Below are 14,582 nucleotides of genomic sequence, written 5' to 3'. Positions count from 1 at the left end.
GAGACGGTTTTCATTAGGCCCTAGGCTGAATTAAAGCAGCTCAATATCAATCAACAGCTGGCTCGCTTTATCCAGCACCGCTTGCTGGTTTTCATCAGGTTGATTATCCCAATTACGATAAACCATCCCTACCCTCGGGTTTCGTTCAAATTGCTCACGATGCTGCGTCATAAAGTGCCAATATAAACTGTTTAGCGGGCAAGCATTTTCTGTGGTTTTTTCCTTCACTTGATAATGGCAATGCTGGCAATAGTCACTCATTTTATTGATATAGTTTCCGCTCGCTGCATACGCTTTACTACCAACGATTCCGCCATCGGCATACTGGCTCATTCCTCGGGTATTGGGCATTTCTACCCACTCAATCGCGTCGACATAAACCCCTAAATACCACGCATCAACCTCATCAGGGTCAACACCGGCAATCATACAAAAGTTTCCTGTCACCATCAGACGCTGGATATGGTGAGCGTAGCCATAATCAAGGGACTGGGAAATAGCATGGTGAAGGCAGTTCATTTTTGTCTGTCCGTCCCAGAACCATTGTGGCAACGATCGCTTGGCCCCGAGGTGGTTACGCTCGGCATAGTCGGGCATATGTGTCCAGTAGATCCCACGAACAAACTCGCGCCAGCCTAGAATTTGCCTAACAAAGCCCTCTACCTGGGCGATATCTATTTGATCACTGGCCTGATAATGGCGAATAGCACACTCGATAACTTCTATCGGGCTCAGTATTTTACTGTTCAAGGCAAAAGAGAGACGTGAGTGGTACAGGCTCCATTGTTTGTCATCGACCAAGTCATCGGCTTGGCAAGTCATGGCATCTTGGAAACGACCAAACTTGGGTAAACAGTGAGTACAGAAAAAATCTAACAATTGCAGAGATTGAGTCCGGTCTACCGGCCAGAGCAGCGTATCCCGGCTATTTCCGATAGTCTTTACCTTATGCCTTAAAAGCCTCTGATTTATCACAGAGATATCATTACCAAAAATAAGAGGCTCAGGAAGATCGGCTATATCTTTGGGTTTGAGCTTTTCCCGGTTCGCTTTATCGAAATTCCACTTCCCGCCTTCAGGCTTCTCTGCATCCTGCATCAAGATTTGGTGCTTTTTCCTCAATTTACGATAAAAGGTCTCAAGCCTACCCGCTTTCTCTATTGTGAAATATTGGCTGATTTCGTTATAGGGGACAATGAAATGCTCACTATCGGCGCACTCAGAATTGATGTTGAGTTGCTGGCAGAATGCGGACATCTGCTGATGCAGACGAAACTCATCTGGCTGTTGGTATTCAAACTGCTGGCACTGAAAACGGGCAATGAGTTGAGTTAACAAATCAGGCAAATCGGCATACTGCTGGGTCTCATCCAGAGTAAGATGCAGGACATCATGGCCAGCTTGCTCGAGGCAGGCTGCCAAATGTTCCATAGCGAGAAAGAAAGCTTGGACCTTCTGGATATGATGCGAAGCGTAATCCATTTCCTGATGAAGCTCGGCAATCACGTATAACGTATTGTCATCAAGATGGCTGAACCATGAGTGTCCCATGTTAAGTTGGTCACCGAGAATGAGCCGGAGTCGCGCATAATGTTTAGCCATTATTTGCCCTCTTATGCATTCGGCAGCGCTTCGAGCAGTACTTCACCTCGTGCCAGACTTTCTGCCACTTCTTGCGCCAAGAAAAAGGGAGGCCGCAAACCACACACTGTTTGCTCGGTAAGTGAGGTTTCTTCATGACCTGTTGCCAGTTCTTTTTGTTCAAGTTACTGAACTGAAACGTCTCTAACTGGTATATCGATCATAGATGTTAATTACTTAAAAAGAACAAATCACAGTGTTTCTTTGTGCCTAATTTTTATCTGAATTCATCACACATATCTAATGCGTTGTGCATCATTTTCAGGCAAACTTGCGGCAGCGATTCCCATTATCATTTGGAGCAGCATTTTTTTGTTGCATCACAGCTGAGGTTTCAATTTCACCAATGCACAAAGCCCTTGTTCCCTCTTTCCTGAAAAACTCCCTACTAGGCCAACTTCCTGTTGGGCTTAGGTTCATGTTGTTATCTGCGCTTGGTTTTGCGCTTATGGCTGCCTGTGTGAAACTAGTCAGTGCCACAGGCATGCCAATATTCCAGATTGTTGCTGCCAGGGCGTTTATCTCTCTGGTGATCAGCTACCTTGATATCAAACGCAAAAAGATCCCGGTATGGGGCAATAACAAACCGCTTCTCATTGCGCGGGGAACCGTCGGAACATTAGGACTGATTTGCGTTTACTACGCCATTGCGCATCTGCCATTGGCAGAAGCAACTATTCTTCAGTACCTACACCCAGTATTTACAGCTGTCTTGGCACTTTTTTTCTTAAAAGAGCGTATCCAGTTGTCTACAGTCGCCTGTATTGTGTTGAGCATTCTTGGTCTAATCATTACCGTTAAGCCAAATATGCTAGCAAGTAATGCTGTAGAACTGCCAACTTTCGCTGTCGGAATGGCAATGCTAGGCGCGTTTTTCAGTGCGGTTGCTTATACCATCGTCAAACGTTTGAGCAAGAGTGAAGACAGCTCGGTTATCGTGTTCTATTTCCCGTTCATCGCCCTGCCTCTATCCCTTTTCCTATTGGGGAGCGATATCCAAATGCCAACATTGTTTGAAGCTGGCTTGTTGCTATTAGTGGGTATCTTTACCCAAATCGGCCAAGTCTGTTTAACCAAAGCGATGCAAACAGAAGCAGCAAGCAAAGCCACTGCCTACTCTTATATTCAGGTAGTCTTTTCAATCTTGCTCGGTGCATTCCTGTTTAACGAACTGCCTTCAGTTTGGACACTGCTGGGCGGTAGCTTGATCATTATCGGTACCCTTATCAACATCTTCGGCAGCCAACGTGCAGCGCCGAGTAAGTAAAAACGGCTAAACCCGTTAAAATACACACCAATAAAAAGACCGCCATTGGCGGTCTTTTTGATTATTCACGAACGAAGATAATTATCTAAGGGCATTCAATTTTAGCTGCGCCTGACCCAGCACACTATCTACAGGGAAGATCCCATCCAACCCGGCTTGCCCTGCAGCTTGTCCAATTAGGATTTCAATCGCCTCAGTCACATGACGGATTGCCCAGATATTGAAATCACCTTTCTCAACCGCTTCTACGATATCTTTTCGCAGCATTAGGTTATGAACATTACACTGGGGAATAATCACACCTTGGCCAGGTTTCCGCCCCTTGATCGCACAGACATCAAAGAAGCCTTCAATTTTCTCATTCACCCCACCAATTGGCTGGGTGGCACCAAACTGGTTCATCGAACCAGTAATGGCGACATCCTGCCTGATTGGCATTTGAGAAAACGCCGAGACAATGGCACACAACTCTGCCATCGAGGCACTGTCACCATCGACACCGCCATAAGACTGTTCAAACGTCAGGTGTGTGGTCAGTGGAATACGCTTATTGCGGCCAAACACAGATGCCAGGTAGGCTGACAAAATCATCACACCCTTCGAGTGAATACGGCCACCAAGATCAACGCTGCGCTCAATATCGAATACGCCCCCTTCGCCGTAGGAGGTTGTCGCAGTGATCCGGTTTGGCGAGCCAAACTGGTAATCCGAGGTAGAAATCACCGACAAGGCATTCACCTGCCCGACTGCTTCACCATCGGTATCAATCAGCGTCGTACCGTTGGTGAAAGTCTGCATCACATGGTCCTTTAGCCTGCTGACCCGCATTTCCTGATTGCTCAATGCAAGCTCAACATGGTTCGCCCTGATCATCGTGGCATTTGATGACTTTGCAACATAATTGGACTCACGCAGCAAGTTCGCAATATCTGCCGAGTGCAAAGACAACTTGTTTTGATCATCAGCCTGACGAGAGCTGTATTCAATGATCCGGCCAATTGCTTTGCGATCACAATGCAACATCTTGTTATCATTGACGATACTGGAAATGAACTTGGCATATTGCGCCTCCGACTCATCGGTACGGTTCATTTCATCCTCAAAGTCCGCCGTCACTCGGAATAGCTCACTAAACTCAGGATCATAGTGCTGAAGTAGCTGATAGGTTTGGTAATCACCAAACAAGATGATCTTCACATTTAGCGGGATCGGCTCAGGATCTAGCGAGATCGTGCCCGACAGCGTCACTTCTTTCTCCAGCGAGCTCACACTCAATTTGCGAGAACGCAGTGCACGTTTCAACCCATCCCAGACATAAGGACGCTCCAGTACCTTCACCGCATCCATCAGCAGCACACCGCCATTGGCCTTGTGCAAGCTACCCGGACGGATCAATGAAAAGTCTGTAAACACCGTACCTTTGTAAGTGGCGTTTTCCACATAACCAAAAATAGAGTGATAATTTGGGCTCTCTTCGACCACAATTGGAAACTTAGAGTCATCTTGGTTCACCAGCACATTGACTTGATAACGACGTGGCATCTTTTTATCAAGCGCAGCATAAGCCAGTGCAACTTGTTCTTCACTCTCTTCTAAGAAAATGTCTAAGTTCTCGAGGATGTCTGCTTGCATTGCTTTCAGATAAGCCGTTACTTCAGGAAGGGGCTTATATTCATCTTTCAATGCTTTGATAAAATGCGAAACGACATCCAGCGCCACTTCTTCATTGAGCTTCTGGATCTTGTCGGAAAACTCTTCCTCTAATTCAGTAAGCTGACGGACAATACCACGCAGTTGGCGCTCAAGCTCGTTGATAGTATCTTCAAACGCCTGTTGGTCTTCTTCTGATAGCTGAGCAAAAGTTTCTTCGGTATGGGGCTCTTCACCGTTTAGAGCTATTAACTGATACTCACCTGTTGTCGTGACCGACAAGCTAACACTGTGTTCTTTGGCCTCTTGGGTCAACGTCAGCAATGCACTCTCTTGCTTCTGGGTCAGTTGGTTTTTCAGCTTTTCTGAGCGGCTGTAATACATCTCGTTGTCAAAAGCCAAAGGCAGCGCTTTAACCAAGCGGGTCATCAGCTTTTCAATATCTTTTTTGAAAGCGTGACCGCTACCAGCAGGTAGTTTTAGCACCTTGGGGCTACGAGTTTCTTCAAAATTGGCAACGTAACACCAGTCGTAAAGGGGATTGGCATTTCCGTTAGGATCGTGACGATTGAGATAGCGCAACACCATAGTGCGCTTACCAAGGCCATTACGGCCGATAGCATAAATATTGTACCCCTTCTCCTTGATAGACATGGCGAACTCAACGGCCTTCTGGGCACGTTCTTGACCGACGATTTCATCAAGTGGGGTCAGGTTTTTGGTCGACTTACAATCTTCAGGCAAGCCATTTAGTTCTGAGGCGCGATACAGTTTGTCACTGCTTAGCGGTTGAATAGTCATATGGCTCCCTCCATAAACAATCAGTTACATCCAGTGTAGTCAGTAAATTATTATGATTTAGTGACTTAGACTACGTTTACTGCTGCTGAACCAGCCCAAAAGGTATCGTTTGCTGTATTTATGTACAAAAACCACAACGAAATGAGGTTTTTATACAATTTCAGTGTCAGCTCATAGTATGTGCGCCTACCCCTTAATCTGTCTCTCTGTTACTATGCCGCGCTTGAAACAAGCTTAGCGGACGTCATCAATGAAAAACAACCGAGTCAGTATTGGACTAAGTAACCCTAAAAGCCCTACCAATGTTGGGGCAGTCATGCGTGCAGCGGGCTGCTACCGTGTCGATTCTGTAAAGTATACGGGCAACCGCTATGGTTATGCGGCTAAATTCCATACCGACACTAAAGACATTACAGACAAGATCCCACTGACCAACGTCGAATCGCTACTTGATGATTTACCTGCCGACACCAAAATTGTGTGTGTCGAACTTGCAGAAGGAGCAACAGCTCTACCGGCTTTTGAACACCCTGAAAATGCTTTGTATGTCTTTGGCCCGGAAGACGGCACAATTGCCCAGGAGGTTGTCGACCAAGCCGATGCTGTTGTCTACGTACCTACCGTCGGCTGTATGAACCTGGCCGCAACGGTAAATGTGCTGCTTTATGACCGCTTGGCAAAAGCGGAAAATGTGATTATGGGTGATGAGCTTATCCGAGAGAGCCGCGATAACCGGAACAGACTTGTTGTGAAAAAATAAGGCCAGGCTACTGGCCTAATTTAGCTAATATCTTCCTGACGTTCGCTGCATTGTTTTCGTACGCAGCGAGCGTCTTAATCACGGTTAAGCATTCTTCAGTCAACTTTGACTGGTTATTGTCAATAACAGTGGCATAAACAGATTCAGGGAAGTCTTCCCTAGGCCCCTGCGGCTCAACATAAATCACTTGTGATTCTTGATAATCTCGATGGTACTTTAAACAAGGCCAACTGATCATTTCAACTGCCGCCTCGGCTATACCACACAGCCACTCTTCACGTACTTCTTCAGGTGATTGTTCGAAATGCAATGCTTCCTCAGTACCAATATCTAACCATCGCTGTACTGATGCTAAATAGTGCTGATGATCATAATCCTGAATCAGTCCCACTATCGAAGATGACGAGTACGAGAAGCAAACACTCATGAAATACAGCTCCGACAAAGACATCTCTTCTAGGCTAGCGAGTGCTTTGCTATAAGCTTGTTCATGAAGCGTCGATTCAACACTCTCTCTATGCTTTTCTTCGCGTTTACGCTTTTCTTTCAAGCATTGAATTCGAGCCTTTCCGTCATCAATAAGTTGCTGCGCTTGCTGTAGCAGTTCAATTTCTGATGGCGAATATAGCTCATTCAAATCAACCAAAATCACCTCTTTGATGATATTGGATGCTGTGGTGGCTTTCGCCTGCTTGCTTTTCAACACACTGCTATTGGCTACATTAAGCATAATAACCCCCTAATAATCGAAGACTGATGCCTGATAAGCATCGATAAGGTTAAAAACGGTTAATCAGTTATTGGGAAGGGTGAGAAAAACGGTTACTAGAAAAGGTACAGGTAGAAAATGACAAGACGTCACTTACTAAGAGTATAGAAAAGAAACCATCTAAGTTAGTGACTTAAGTTCGATTTATGATCCTTGCCTAACAATCCCAAGAGCAAATGCCTACAGGGCTGAAACACAAAAGCCGCCAGGATTACCCAGCGGCTTAGACACATTGGTGTCGTTCGTAGTAACTAGGGAGTTATTGCTTTACTAGCGCGATTTCTAAGTCACGATCAGCAATCATCCACCAGCGATTACCATATTGGCTATCGTAGCCCACAACAGGTTGACCGGCACAGTCTGCATCGCGAACAGGGGCATTGACCAAATAGTACTCGTCCCAAGGCGCATCAACCACACAGTTTTCAGTGACTAATGGTTTCCAGGCACCGTTCACTTGTTCGCCCAGCGTTAAGTTATTAGCATTCAAGTTAGCATCGGCTGTAAATTGTACGCCATATTTATCAGCGACAATTTCCTCGACATTCCAGTCTTGGGTAGCTGTTAACGGTAATCGAGTGTGTGGCATTTTTGACGTACCATCAGGCTGGGACCCCGGCAAACCTGACTCACCGCGAATGTTCTTTTCACCACCAAAGGCATTTTGGTAAACACCACCGTGGTTCTGCATACCACTCACGATCAAGATATCAGAGCGCGTTTCATTTGTTTTTGGCATCCAGCTCAATGTGACATGTTTTTTCATATCGATAGTGGTTGCTGGTACTACAACATTCCCCACCTCTGCACCTGTGTCATCAGTATCCTGAGCACCAGGGTAAACACGCTCGGCACTATTTAGGTTCGGATCCCATGCTTTGTTTTGTGTGAACAAGAACTGATAAGTCAGGCGCATCATGTCATTCATGGTCTCGGCACGGGTTAGGCCGGCGTTGTAACCCATTGTACGTTCGGTCGTATCAACCCGGTTGAATGTCTCATTGACGCCACCGACCAAGCGTGCCGAAGAACCATCATAGCCCAGACAATCGTTAGTTTTGTATTCAACAATATGATTAAGGACTGGACGCTGGCCCTCAGGAATAGAATTCGGGTAAATAAGCGCTTCACAACGATCCAATGTGCGGCTGAAGGTATCCATCAATGTCCAATCCGGATCTTCAAGTTCCTTCATGCCATCTTCATTACGCGTAATGGTATGCGGGGCGTAATAAGCATGGTAATCAACACGACTGCCATCAAAACTCAAAATCGCTGCATTGGCATCGTAATGGTTTGAGTCATACTCAGGCTTTAACGTCGCCATTTTGTGCTGGATAACGTCCTGGATAAGCTCACGTTCTCCATAACGGTATTCGTAGCCTTTGTACGAGGCATTGCCACTAACAATCTGGGTGTATGAAGGCATGCGGTAGTTGCCACCACTAGGTGTAGAAGCAAGCGTATCAACATTACTGCGGCCACCTGGATCATTCGAACCATATACGCGTGCATGGATTTGCGAGCGCTGGTACATATGTTCATGTCCTTGTACCCAGATCACATCATACTTCGCAAATAACTCACGAATGTCTTTATGAATATCAAACAGGCGATTGTCGTCTTTCACACCTTGGACAATTTGCTCACGGGTTTGACCATATTTAGCACCGACAAGCCCGTCATGACTTGCGATGACCACATGGTCAAACTTACCTTCGTTTTCAGCAATAACTTCCTCAATCCAGCCAAAGGCGATCGGCAAGTTGTAATAAGCCAATCCAATCATCAAAACATTGTCGCGGATAATGTAGTAATTCAGCCACTCAGCCGAAGGCATATGCACGGCATCTTCTGGGATAAAGTGACGCATATTATCTATCCACTCGACCGTATAAGCCCAACTCGTTTCATGGTTGCCCATTACCGGCAAGAACTCCATGCCCGCTTCACGATACTTATCTGCAACTGAGCGCCACTGTTCCCACTCTTTAGTAGAACCGTTATCAGTTAAGTCACCAACAGGAATAACGACATTAACGCCTTCTTCTTGGTGTTTAGCCAAAACCGCTTCCATAGGATGGATAGCAACATTCCAACCGCCACCTTGAGTATCAGGGAGAAGGCCGACTTTTAATGCTGAATCTGGTTTTGGTGATGTTTTACCTGAATCATCAGATGAAGAACTATTACAACCCGCTAGTGTTGCAATAATAGACATCGCTACAAGTGAACGTTTCCATATAGTATTTTGCATGATTACCACTGCTATTATTATTTAAGAGAATAAATTGCGAGTAATCTACGAATGAAAGATGACACTATTTATGTTTTCTCTCTGCAATTGTTGCAGAGCTAATTCAATCAAACTGTCATTGATTAGCGGTATTCTCAAGCAAATTTTCTTATACGCCTTTGAACATGAAGCCAATAACAGCCCTATTTATTACCATGCTCAGTGTACTTGTAAGCACAGCCGCTATTGCAAATGAAAACCAAGCACATACTATCCAGCCTCGCCAGCTTGCACCTGAAGAAATGATGTTTGAGCTAAATGAAGAAGCAACCTGTCTAGCGGCTGCCAAGTACCTTGAAAATGAGCGATATGATATTCACCTTTCCAGCTACCAATCTTTGATTGCCGAATTCAATGTCCCAGAGAAAGCCGCAGAGTCTATTGTGAGCCGTACTAATAGTGAATATTTATACTTTGCCGAACGAGCGAAGAATCGCTACACAGAAGTTGACCATCATATGCTGCTTACTTCCGCCTATACCCACCGCTGCCTATTCATGAATGGATTTGAGGCTCAAAGGCCTTTTATTGAAAGCAATAAAAGTTAAGGAATAGGTTTCCTTAACTGTGAATAGCACTGATGCAACTTAATGTGATTAAAATAGTGATGCCCATTAATTAATGGGCATCTCTTCAACGTTGGCTGAAATTAATGAACGACCCCAATCAACCCAATATCACTCCGAGTGACTATTCCTTTCTCATCAACCTCAAAGGTAAGGCCGGATTTAGTTTCGAACGACAGCAGGTTTTCATTCAACGTCAGCTTGCCTACAGACAGAGATGAATATGCATTTTCACTAATCTTCACATAATTGTGAAAGTATGAAGCTTTTCGAGATGTTTTCATCACGGTATCGCCATATTTCACATCTATCTGAAAATCACCAATGCTGGTATCAAGTGCTACATAATTATCATCTTTAGTACACACACGCATGCTTTCTACGACAAAAATAACGTCTTCCTGTAGTTGAGGGCTGTAGTACTCATATACCTCTTTCACATAGCAGCCATTAGGCTTGGCTTTCGCAATAGCAGATAAGTTCTCGAACTCCGAATGAGGAATGAAGCTGTAGTTTATTTGCTCCTGTCCTAACGCTAAGATCAACTGCTCTCTAAACTCAACCATATCTTTATTGGTCATCTCAGCATCTTTAAGTAGATACTGAACATCTAGAGCATCTGCTGTCGCTTTTTCGCTCAGCACTTCAATCAGCTCACTCTTTTGTAGATCCACCGGAATCACTTTAGAAGCTTCATCTTCACTTGGGCTTGCACACCCAAAAAGAAACATCGATATAACAGCCATTAACGTTAAATTTTTCATCCTGACACCAACTGGTTGAGTTTAACTCGCCACTGAATATAAAACACCGTTCAATTCTTAAGCAAACTAAATTCTATTTATTTTTATTTTCCTCTAAATCAACAATCTTACTGGTTTGATATTAGGGACTAGATAGCAAATCAATGCTTAATGAAGTGACTATAACAGACGAGAAGCAAAAAGTTGTAACCTAACCCAAAAAATTATAAACATCGTTTGAAATTTATACGGTATGATGCCCTGACAATCAGGGCATCCGTAAAAATTATCGAGGCTTAGCCACATATTCATAATTATCACCACGGCGTTTGTAGTAATGATTATCGATAATGGCGTAGGTTGCGCCTGCAATTACAGCAAATGTAGCGATTTCTGGTAGACGACTACGATGATAGTGGCGGTGCTTAGGGTACTTGTGTACAACCACTACTTTCTTATGCTTTTTTTTCGGCTTCTTCTTCACTACAACTACATGGTGTTTATGTTTGTGGTGCTTATGCTTGTGATGTTTATGCTTATGGTGATGATGGTGGTGATGCTTATGCCCTTTTGCCTCAGCCACATTAGGTACAGTGATCCCCGCAGTTGCAATGATCACCGCTATTGCGCTTGTCATCAGGACTTTGGTCAATGATTGCTTGGCCTTTGGCAGTTGCTTTGATTCCGCTCTAAGTTGTAATTTCATGGTATAGCTCCATTCTTTTATGGCGCTAGATTACGTCCTCTAGTGAAAAACAATGTTCGATTTCTGTAAAATTTCGTCAAGCGGACAGTCAAAAACCATAGAAATATTAATGGTACTAATTAAGTGATTGAATTATTGGTAAGGCTCGAAAGATCCCCTTACATTTCAACTAGAGCAAAAAGACCATTCCAGTTTTGCAATCTAGGATTTTCCATTCAGATAGTTCATTTCTTCACCGCTGGCGTATAGTAAATGCCATCGACGAGTGACCTCGTCGGTGGGAGATGATGTTCCTCCTTTAACCGCCCTACTGGGATGATGACGTCTAACAACAACGGCAAGAATGGCCGAGGATCCATATTGACACTGTGTTTTTCACCGTGCACTTGGGTATGTTGTTAGCATTATGACTCCTCCTCCATTCTTTGCTCAAGCGTACACCTATTAGAAATGAGCAAAAGTAATGCAATATTCAACTGAAATCCAAAACATGTGCCCTATCCAGAGAGGGCCTCAACATGAGTCATCACCTATCCCTGTCGAAGGTCGTTGGGTCCACCCCAAAGATGTTATCGCTATTTCCGGAGTCAGCCATGGTGTTGGCACCTGTGCACCTCAGCAAGGTGCGGCAAAACTCACTCTAAACGTTAAAGACGGCATTATCGAAGAGGCCCTCATCGAGACCATTGGCTGCTCGGGCATGACCCATTCTGCGGCAATGGCGTCCGAGCTCATCACGGGCAAAACCATTCTGGAAGCATTGAATACTGATTTAGTGTGCGATGCCATCAATGTCGCGATGCGCGAAATCTTCTTGCAGTATGTGTATGGCCGGACTCAAACCGCTTTCTCGCTAGATGGCCTTCCAATAGGGGCTGGACTCGAGGATTTGGGAAAAGGGCTTCGTAGCCAAGTAGGTACTCATTACGGTACTCGTGCCAAGGGGCCACGATATATGGAAATGGCCGAAGGGTATGTTACCGAACTGGCGCTAGATGAAAATGATGAAATCATCGGCTATCGCTTTGTCAATCTTGGAAAAATGATGGAATCAATCCGCAAAGGAGTCCCTGCCGAAGAAGCAATGCAACAAGCAACGGGACAATATGGGCGTTGTGATGAAGCGGTCAAGACTATTGATCCTCGCCATCAGTAACTGGCACACAATAAGTGACAACGTCACCAATCTATAGACATTACTTTCTTTTTCCGAGGACAGCATCATGGCCGCATTATTCGAAAATTACGACCGCCGCATCAACCAAATTCAGCCACTCCTTGAACAATATGGTTTCAGTTCGATCAATGACGCTCTAGCGTATTGCAAAGAGCGCAACGTTAACCCTTATGAAATTGTCAAAGAGACCCAACCTATTGCCTTTGAAAATGCAGCATGGGCTTATGTACTGGGTGCCGCTATCGCATTGAAAGAGGAAAGCCAAAGCGCAGCTGAAGCGGCAGAGGATATAGGACAAGGCTTGCAGGCCTTCTGTATCCCTGGCTCAGTAGCCGATCAACGCCAGGTGGGTATCGGACACGGAAAATTGGCCGCTCGCCTGCTAAGTGAAGAAACCCAGTGCTTTTGCTTTCTAGCTGGACACGAGTCTTATGCGGCAGCTGAAGGAGCAATTAAAATTGCCCTCAATGCCAACAAAGTACGCCAACAACCGCTTCGGGTGATCCTCAATGGCCTAGGCAAAGATGCGGCCTACTTGATCTCTCGCATCAATGGCTTTAACTATGTCCAAACACAATATGATTATGACAGTGGCAAACTAAATGTTGTTTCAGAACGCCGATTCTCAAAAGGCCCACGAGGTGAGATAAATTGTTACGGTGCCGACGATGTACAGGAAGGTGTGGCTATTATGCATCGTGAAAACGTCGACATATCAATTACGGGTAATTCGACTAACCCTACCCGCTTTCAGCACCCTGTGGCAGGGACCTACAAGAAAGAACGCCTGGAACAGGGCAAGGCATACTTTTCTGTCGCCTCAGGTGGCGGTACCGGACGTACCCTTCACCCTGACAACGTGGCTGCAGGCCCTGCTTCTTACGGCATGACTGATACCATGGGCAGAATGCACTGTGACGCCCAGTTCGCTGGCTCTTCTTCCGTGCCAGCTCATGTTGAAATGATGGGTTTGGTGGGTATGGGTAACAACCCTATGGTTGGCGCAACGGTCGCCGTGGCGGTTGCTATTGAACAATCAATAAAGTCATAAATTCACTAAGCAGCCTATTTTAACAATTGGCTTGCCGCACAGCCATTGCCCAGCATTTACTTTCTCTTTTACTCGAAAGTAGGCTGGGCAAATAAGCTGTGATTCTCACTAGCCCAACTCGAAGGTGGTGACGCCAAATGTACGGTCAACCGAAATCTCAGGCGTATCACCTGTGTACATGCGTGCAGTGGTAAACACTGGCTCCATATTGTATTTTTCTGCTAGTGCTACGCCGGGGAGATTCACTTCCGGCACGTCCAAATAAATATTATCTGTTGCGGTTGCTTTAGCTCGAAGAGCAAGAAAAAGCTCCTCTGCTAACAAAGCATCATCGGCAAAAAGCGGCCCTATCTTAAATCCGTTTCTACACGGGCGGATCACTCCATAACCAACCAGTTTACCTGCTTGATTGATACCCAATGCACTAGAGCCAGTTTGATTTATCCATTTCTGTAAAAAAAGCGCTCTTTCGGTTGGGAAAAAAGCAGCGTCATAATCCAGTACTTCACTTAATGGCAATTCACTGAGATCGATCAACCCTATACCTTCAGGCTCATCACCGCCACCAACGCCTTCAAAGCGAATGTTGCCATAAGCGAGCTTAAACCCTGATTGCTTATAGTTACCCTGCTGCTCAACAACACCATCTAATCCCACATTACAGCCTTCCAAGTAATGCAACCCTGCTTGCCAGAGCTTAAAGCCATAACCCTTACCACGATATTCAGGCTTAACAATATAAAAGCCCAAAAAGCCGTAACTATCGTCGTACTTCACCACCGAAATCGAAGAAATCGCTTCATCCCCTAAATAACCAACCAAAAAACCATTCGGGTCAGCGGCATAAAATGACTCAATATCATAAAGCCCCGGATTCCATCCTTCTGCGGCGGCCCAATCAATGGCCTGTAATAAGTCCTGTTTCGACATAACCTCGATACGATAGTCTTGTTCTGCCATCGCCGCCCTCCAACATAACTCTACTTTCATACGGTATGCTAAGGGTAGATGATTAATTAGTTTACCTGGTCCATTGAAATGCTGTAATGCCATCTTACTCGCAAAATGACTCACCGATTGTCCTTCACAATCAGGAAGAGGAAATACGGAAGTAGCATAATGCCAAGCATTTATTATCAATTTAAATTTGATAAT

At 45.1% G+C, this 14,582-nt stretch carries 13 protein-coding genes and 1 riboswitch; of the genes, 5 read left to right on the top strand and 8 right to left on the bottom strand.

Annotated features, from left to right (window positions below; all coding sequences use genetic code 11):
* Window positions 1–30: 30 nt before the first annotated feature.
* Together ACXAD4_RS26915 and ACXAD4_RS26910 are read right to left on the bottom strand one after the other, a co-directional pair.
* A complete protein-coding gene (locus ACXAD4_RS26915) occupies window positions 31–1,602 on the bottom strand; it encodes a cryptochrome/photolyase family protein (protein WP_475245098.1) in 1,572 nt (523 codons plus the stop codon).
* Window positions 1,595–1,738, bottom strand: a complete 144-nt coding sequence (locus tag ACXAD4_RS26910) for a DUF2256 domain-containing protein (protein WP_475245096.1) — start codon at window positions 1,736–1,738, stop codon at window positions 1,595–1,597. The genes ACXAD4_RS26915 and ACXAD4_RS26910 overlap by 8 nt, the downstream gene beginning before the upstream one ends.
* A 249-nt stretch (window positions 1,739–1,987) precedes the next feature.
* Between ACXAD4_RS26910 and ACXAD4_RS26905 the strand changes: the two genes are divergently transcribed.
* Window positions 1,988–2,908 carry a DMT family transporter gene (locus tag ACXAD4_RS26905; RefSeq protein WP_475245094.1) on the top strand — a complete coding sequence of 307 codons (921 nt, stop codon included), beginning with the start codon at window positions 1,988–1,990 and terminating at the stop codon, window positions 2,906–2,908.
* An 81-nt stretch (window positions 2,909–2,989) separates the two neighbouring features.
* On the opposite strand, the gene ACXAD4_RS26900 is transcribed toward ACXAD4_RS26905, so the two are convergent.
* The gene (locus ACXAD4_RS26900) at window positions 2,990–5,359 is read right to left on the bottom strand and encodes a Lon protease family protein (RefSeq protein WP_475245093.1); all 2,370 of its coding nucleotides are present in this window, start codon (window positions 5,357–5,359) and stop codon (window positions 2,990–2,992) included.
* A gap of 250 nt (window positions 5,360–5,609) precedes the next feature.
* Here ACXAD4_RS26900 and ACXAD4_RS26895 point away from each other — a divergent pair, with 250 nt between their 5' ends.
* Complete coding sequence (locus ACXAD4_RS26895; RefSeq protein WP_475245091.1) at window positions 5,610–6,119, top strand: RNA methyltransferase; 510 nt, start codon at window positions 5,610–5,612, stop codon at window positions 6,117–6,119.
* Between the two features lie 7 nt (window positions 6,120–6,126).
* On the opposite strand, the gene ACXAD4_RS26890 is transcribed toward ACXAD4_RS26895, so the two are convergent.
* Window positions 6,127–6,849 carry a hypothetical protein gene (locus ACXAD4_RS26890; RefSeq protein WP_475245089.1) on the bottom strand — a complete coding sequence of 241 codons (723 nt, stop codon included), beginning with the start codon at window positions 6,847–6,849 and terminating at the stop codon, window positions 6,127–6,129.
* Between the two features lie 298 nt (window positions 6,850–7,147).
* On the bottom strand, window positions 7,148–9,145 hold the full coding sequence (locus tag ACXAD4_RS26885; protein WP_475245087.1) for a metallophosphoesterase family protein: 1,998 nt from the start codon (window positions 9,143–9,145) through the stop codon (window positions 7,148–7,150).
* A 164-nt stretch (window positions 9,146–9,309) separates the two neighbouring features.
* On the opposite strand from ACXAD4_RS26885, the gene ACXAD4_RS26880 reads away from it, so the two are divergent.
* On the top strand, window positions 9,310–9,732 hold the full coding sequence (locus ACXAD4_RS26880; RefSeq protein WP_475245085.1) for a hypothetical protein: 423 nt from the start codon (window positions 9,310–9,312) through the stop codon (window positions 9,730–9,732).
* Window positions 9,733–9,833: 101 nt separating this feature from the next.
* On the opposite strand, the gene ACXAD4_RS26875 is transcribed toward ACXAD4_RS26880, so the two are convergent.
* Together ACXAD4_RS26875 and ACXAD4_RS26870 are read right to left on the bottom strand one after the other, a co-directional pair.
* Entirely contained in the window at window positions 9,834–10,514 is a 681-nt protein-coding gene (locus ACXAD4_RS26875; RefSeq protein ID WP_475245083.1) for a hypothetical protein, read from the bottom strand.
* A gap of 265 nt (window positions 10,515–10,779) precedes the next feature.
* Entirely contained in the window at window positions 10,780–11,199 is a 420-nt protein-coding gene (locus ACXAD4_RS26870) for a hypothetical protein (RefSeq protein ID WP_475245082.1), read from the bottom strand.
* A 271-nt stretch (window positions 11,200–11,470) separates the two neighbouring features.
* Window positions 11,471–11,534, top strand: a riboswitch (Fluoride riboswitch).
* A gap of 128 nt (window positions 11,535–11,662) precedes the next feature.
* Between ACXAD4_RS26870 and ACXAD4_RS26865 the strand changes: the two genes are divergently transcribed.
* Both ACXAD4_RS26865 and ACXAD4_RS26860 read left to right on the top strand, forming a co-directional pair.
* Entirely contained in the window at window positions 11,663–12,355 is a 693-nt protein-coding gene (locus ACXAD4_RS26865) for an iron-sulfur cluster assembly scaffold protein (protein ID WP_475245080.1), read from the top strand.
* Between the two features lie 67 nt (window positions 12,356–12,422).
* Complete coding sequence (locus tag ACXAD4_RS26860) at window positions 12,423–13,427, top strand: GGGtGRT protein (protein WP_475245079.1); 1,005 nt, start codon at window positions 12,423–12,425, stop codon at window positions 13,425–13,427.
* 108 nt (window positions 13,428–13,535) lie between these two features.
* Here the strand turns inward: ACXAD4_RS26860 and ACXAD4_RS26855 are convergent, their stop codons facing one another.
* Window positions 13,536–14,387: a GNAT family N-acetyltransferase gene (locus ACXAD4_RS26855; protein WP_475245077.1), complete on the bottom strand. Its 852-nt coding sequence runs from the start codon at window positions 14,385–14,387 to the stop codon at window positions 13,536–13,538.
* Between the last annotated feature and the right edge of the window lie 195 nt (window positions 14,388–14,582).

Source organism: Photobacterium sp. AWH4_225, assembly GCF_056158405.1.
The sequence above is the reverse complement of the archived record's forward strand: the minus strand, read 5'-3'. Positions and strand labels throughout refer to the sequence as shown.

What these genes read in the sequence shown, in the direction of transcription:
- ACXAD4_RS26915 (WP_475245098.1), bottom strand. Translation starts at nt 1,602, where the DNA reads ATGGCTAAACATTATGCGCGACTCCGGCTCATTCTCGGTGACCAACTT.
- ACXAD4_RS26910 (WP_475245096.1), bottom strand. Translation starts at nt 1,738, where the DNA reads ATGAAGAAACCTCACTTACCGAGCAAACAGTGTGTGGTTTGCGGCCTC.
- ACXAD4_RS26905 (WP_475245094.1), top strand. Translation starts at nt 1,988, where the DNA reads ATGCACAAAGCCCTTGTTCCCTCTTTCCTGAAAAACTCCCTACTAGGC.
- ACXAD4_RS26900 (WP_475245093.1), bottom strand. Translation starts at nt 5,359, where the DNA reads ATGACTATTCAACCGCTAAGCAGTGACAAACTGTATCGCGCCTCAGAA.
- ACXAD4_RS26895 (WP_475245091.1), top strand. Translation starts at nt 5,610, where the DNA reads ATGAAAAACAACCGAGTCAGTATTGGACTAAGTAACCCTAAAAGCCCT.
- ACXAD4_RS26890 (WP_475245089.1), bottom strand. Translation starts at nt 6,849, where the DNA reads ATGCTTAATGTAGCCAATAGCAGTGTGTTGAAAAGCAAGCAGGCGAAA.
- ACXAD4_RS26885 (WP_475245087.1), bottom strand. Translation starts at nt 9,145, where the DNA reads ATGCAAAATACTATATGGAAACGTTCACTTGTAGCGATGTCTATTATT.
- ACXAD4_RS26880 (WP_475245085.1), top strand. Translation starts at nt 9,310, where the DNA reads ATGAAGCCAATAACAGCCCTATTTATTACCATGCTCAGTGTACTTGTA.
- ACXAD4_RS26875 (WP_475245083.1), bottom strand. Translation starts at nt 10,514, where the DNA reads ATGAAAAATTTAACGTTAATGGCTGTTATATCGATGTTTCTTTTTGGG.
- ACXAD4_RS26870 (WP_475245082.1), bottom strand. Translation starts at nt 11,199, where the DNA reads ATGAAATTACAACTTAGAGCGGAATCAAAGCAACTGCCAAAGGCCAAG.
- ACXAD4_RS26865 (WP_475245080.1), top strand. Translation starts at nt 11,663, where the DNA reads ATGCAATATTCAACTGAAATCCAAAACATGTGCCCTATCCAGAGAGGG.
- ACXAD4_RS26860 (WP_475245079.1), top strand. Translation starts at nt 12,423, where the DNA reads ATGGCCGCATTATTCGAAAATTACGACCGCCGCATCAACCAAATTCAG.
- ACXAD4_RS26855 (WP_475245077.1), bottom strand. Translation starts at nt 14,387, where the DNA reads ATGGCAGAACAAGACTATCGTATCGAGGTTATGTCGAAACAGGACTTA.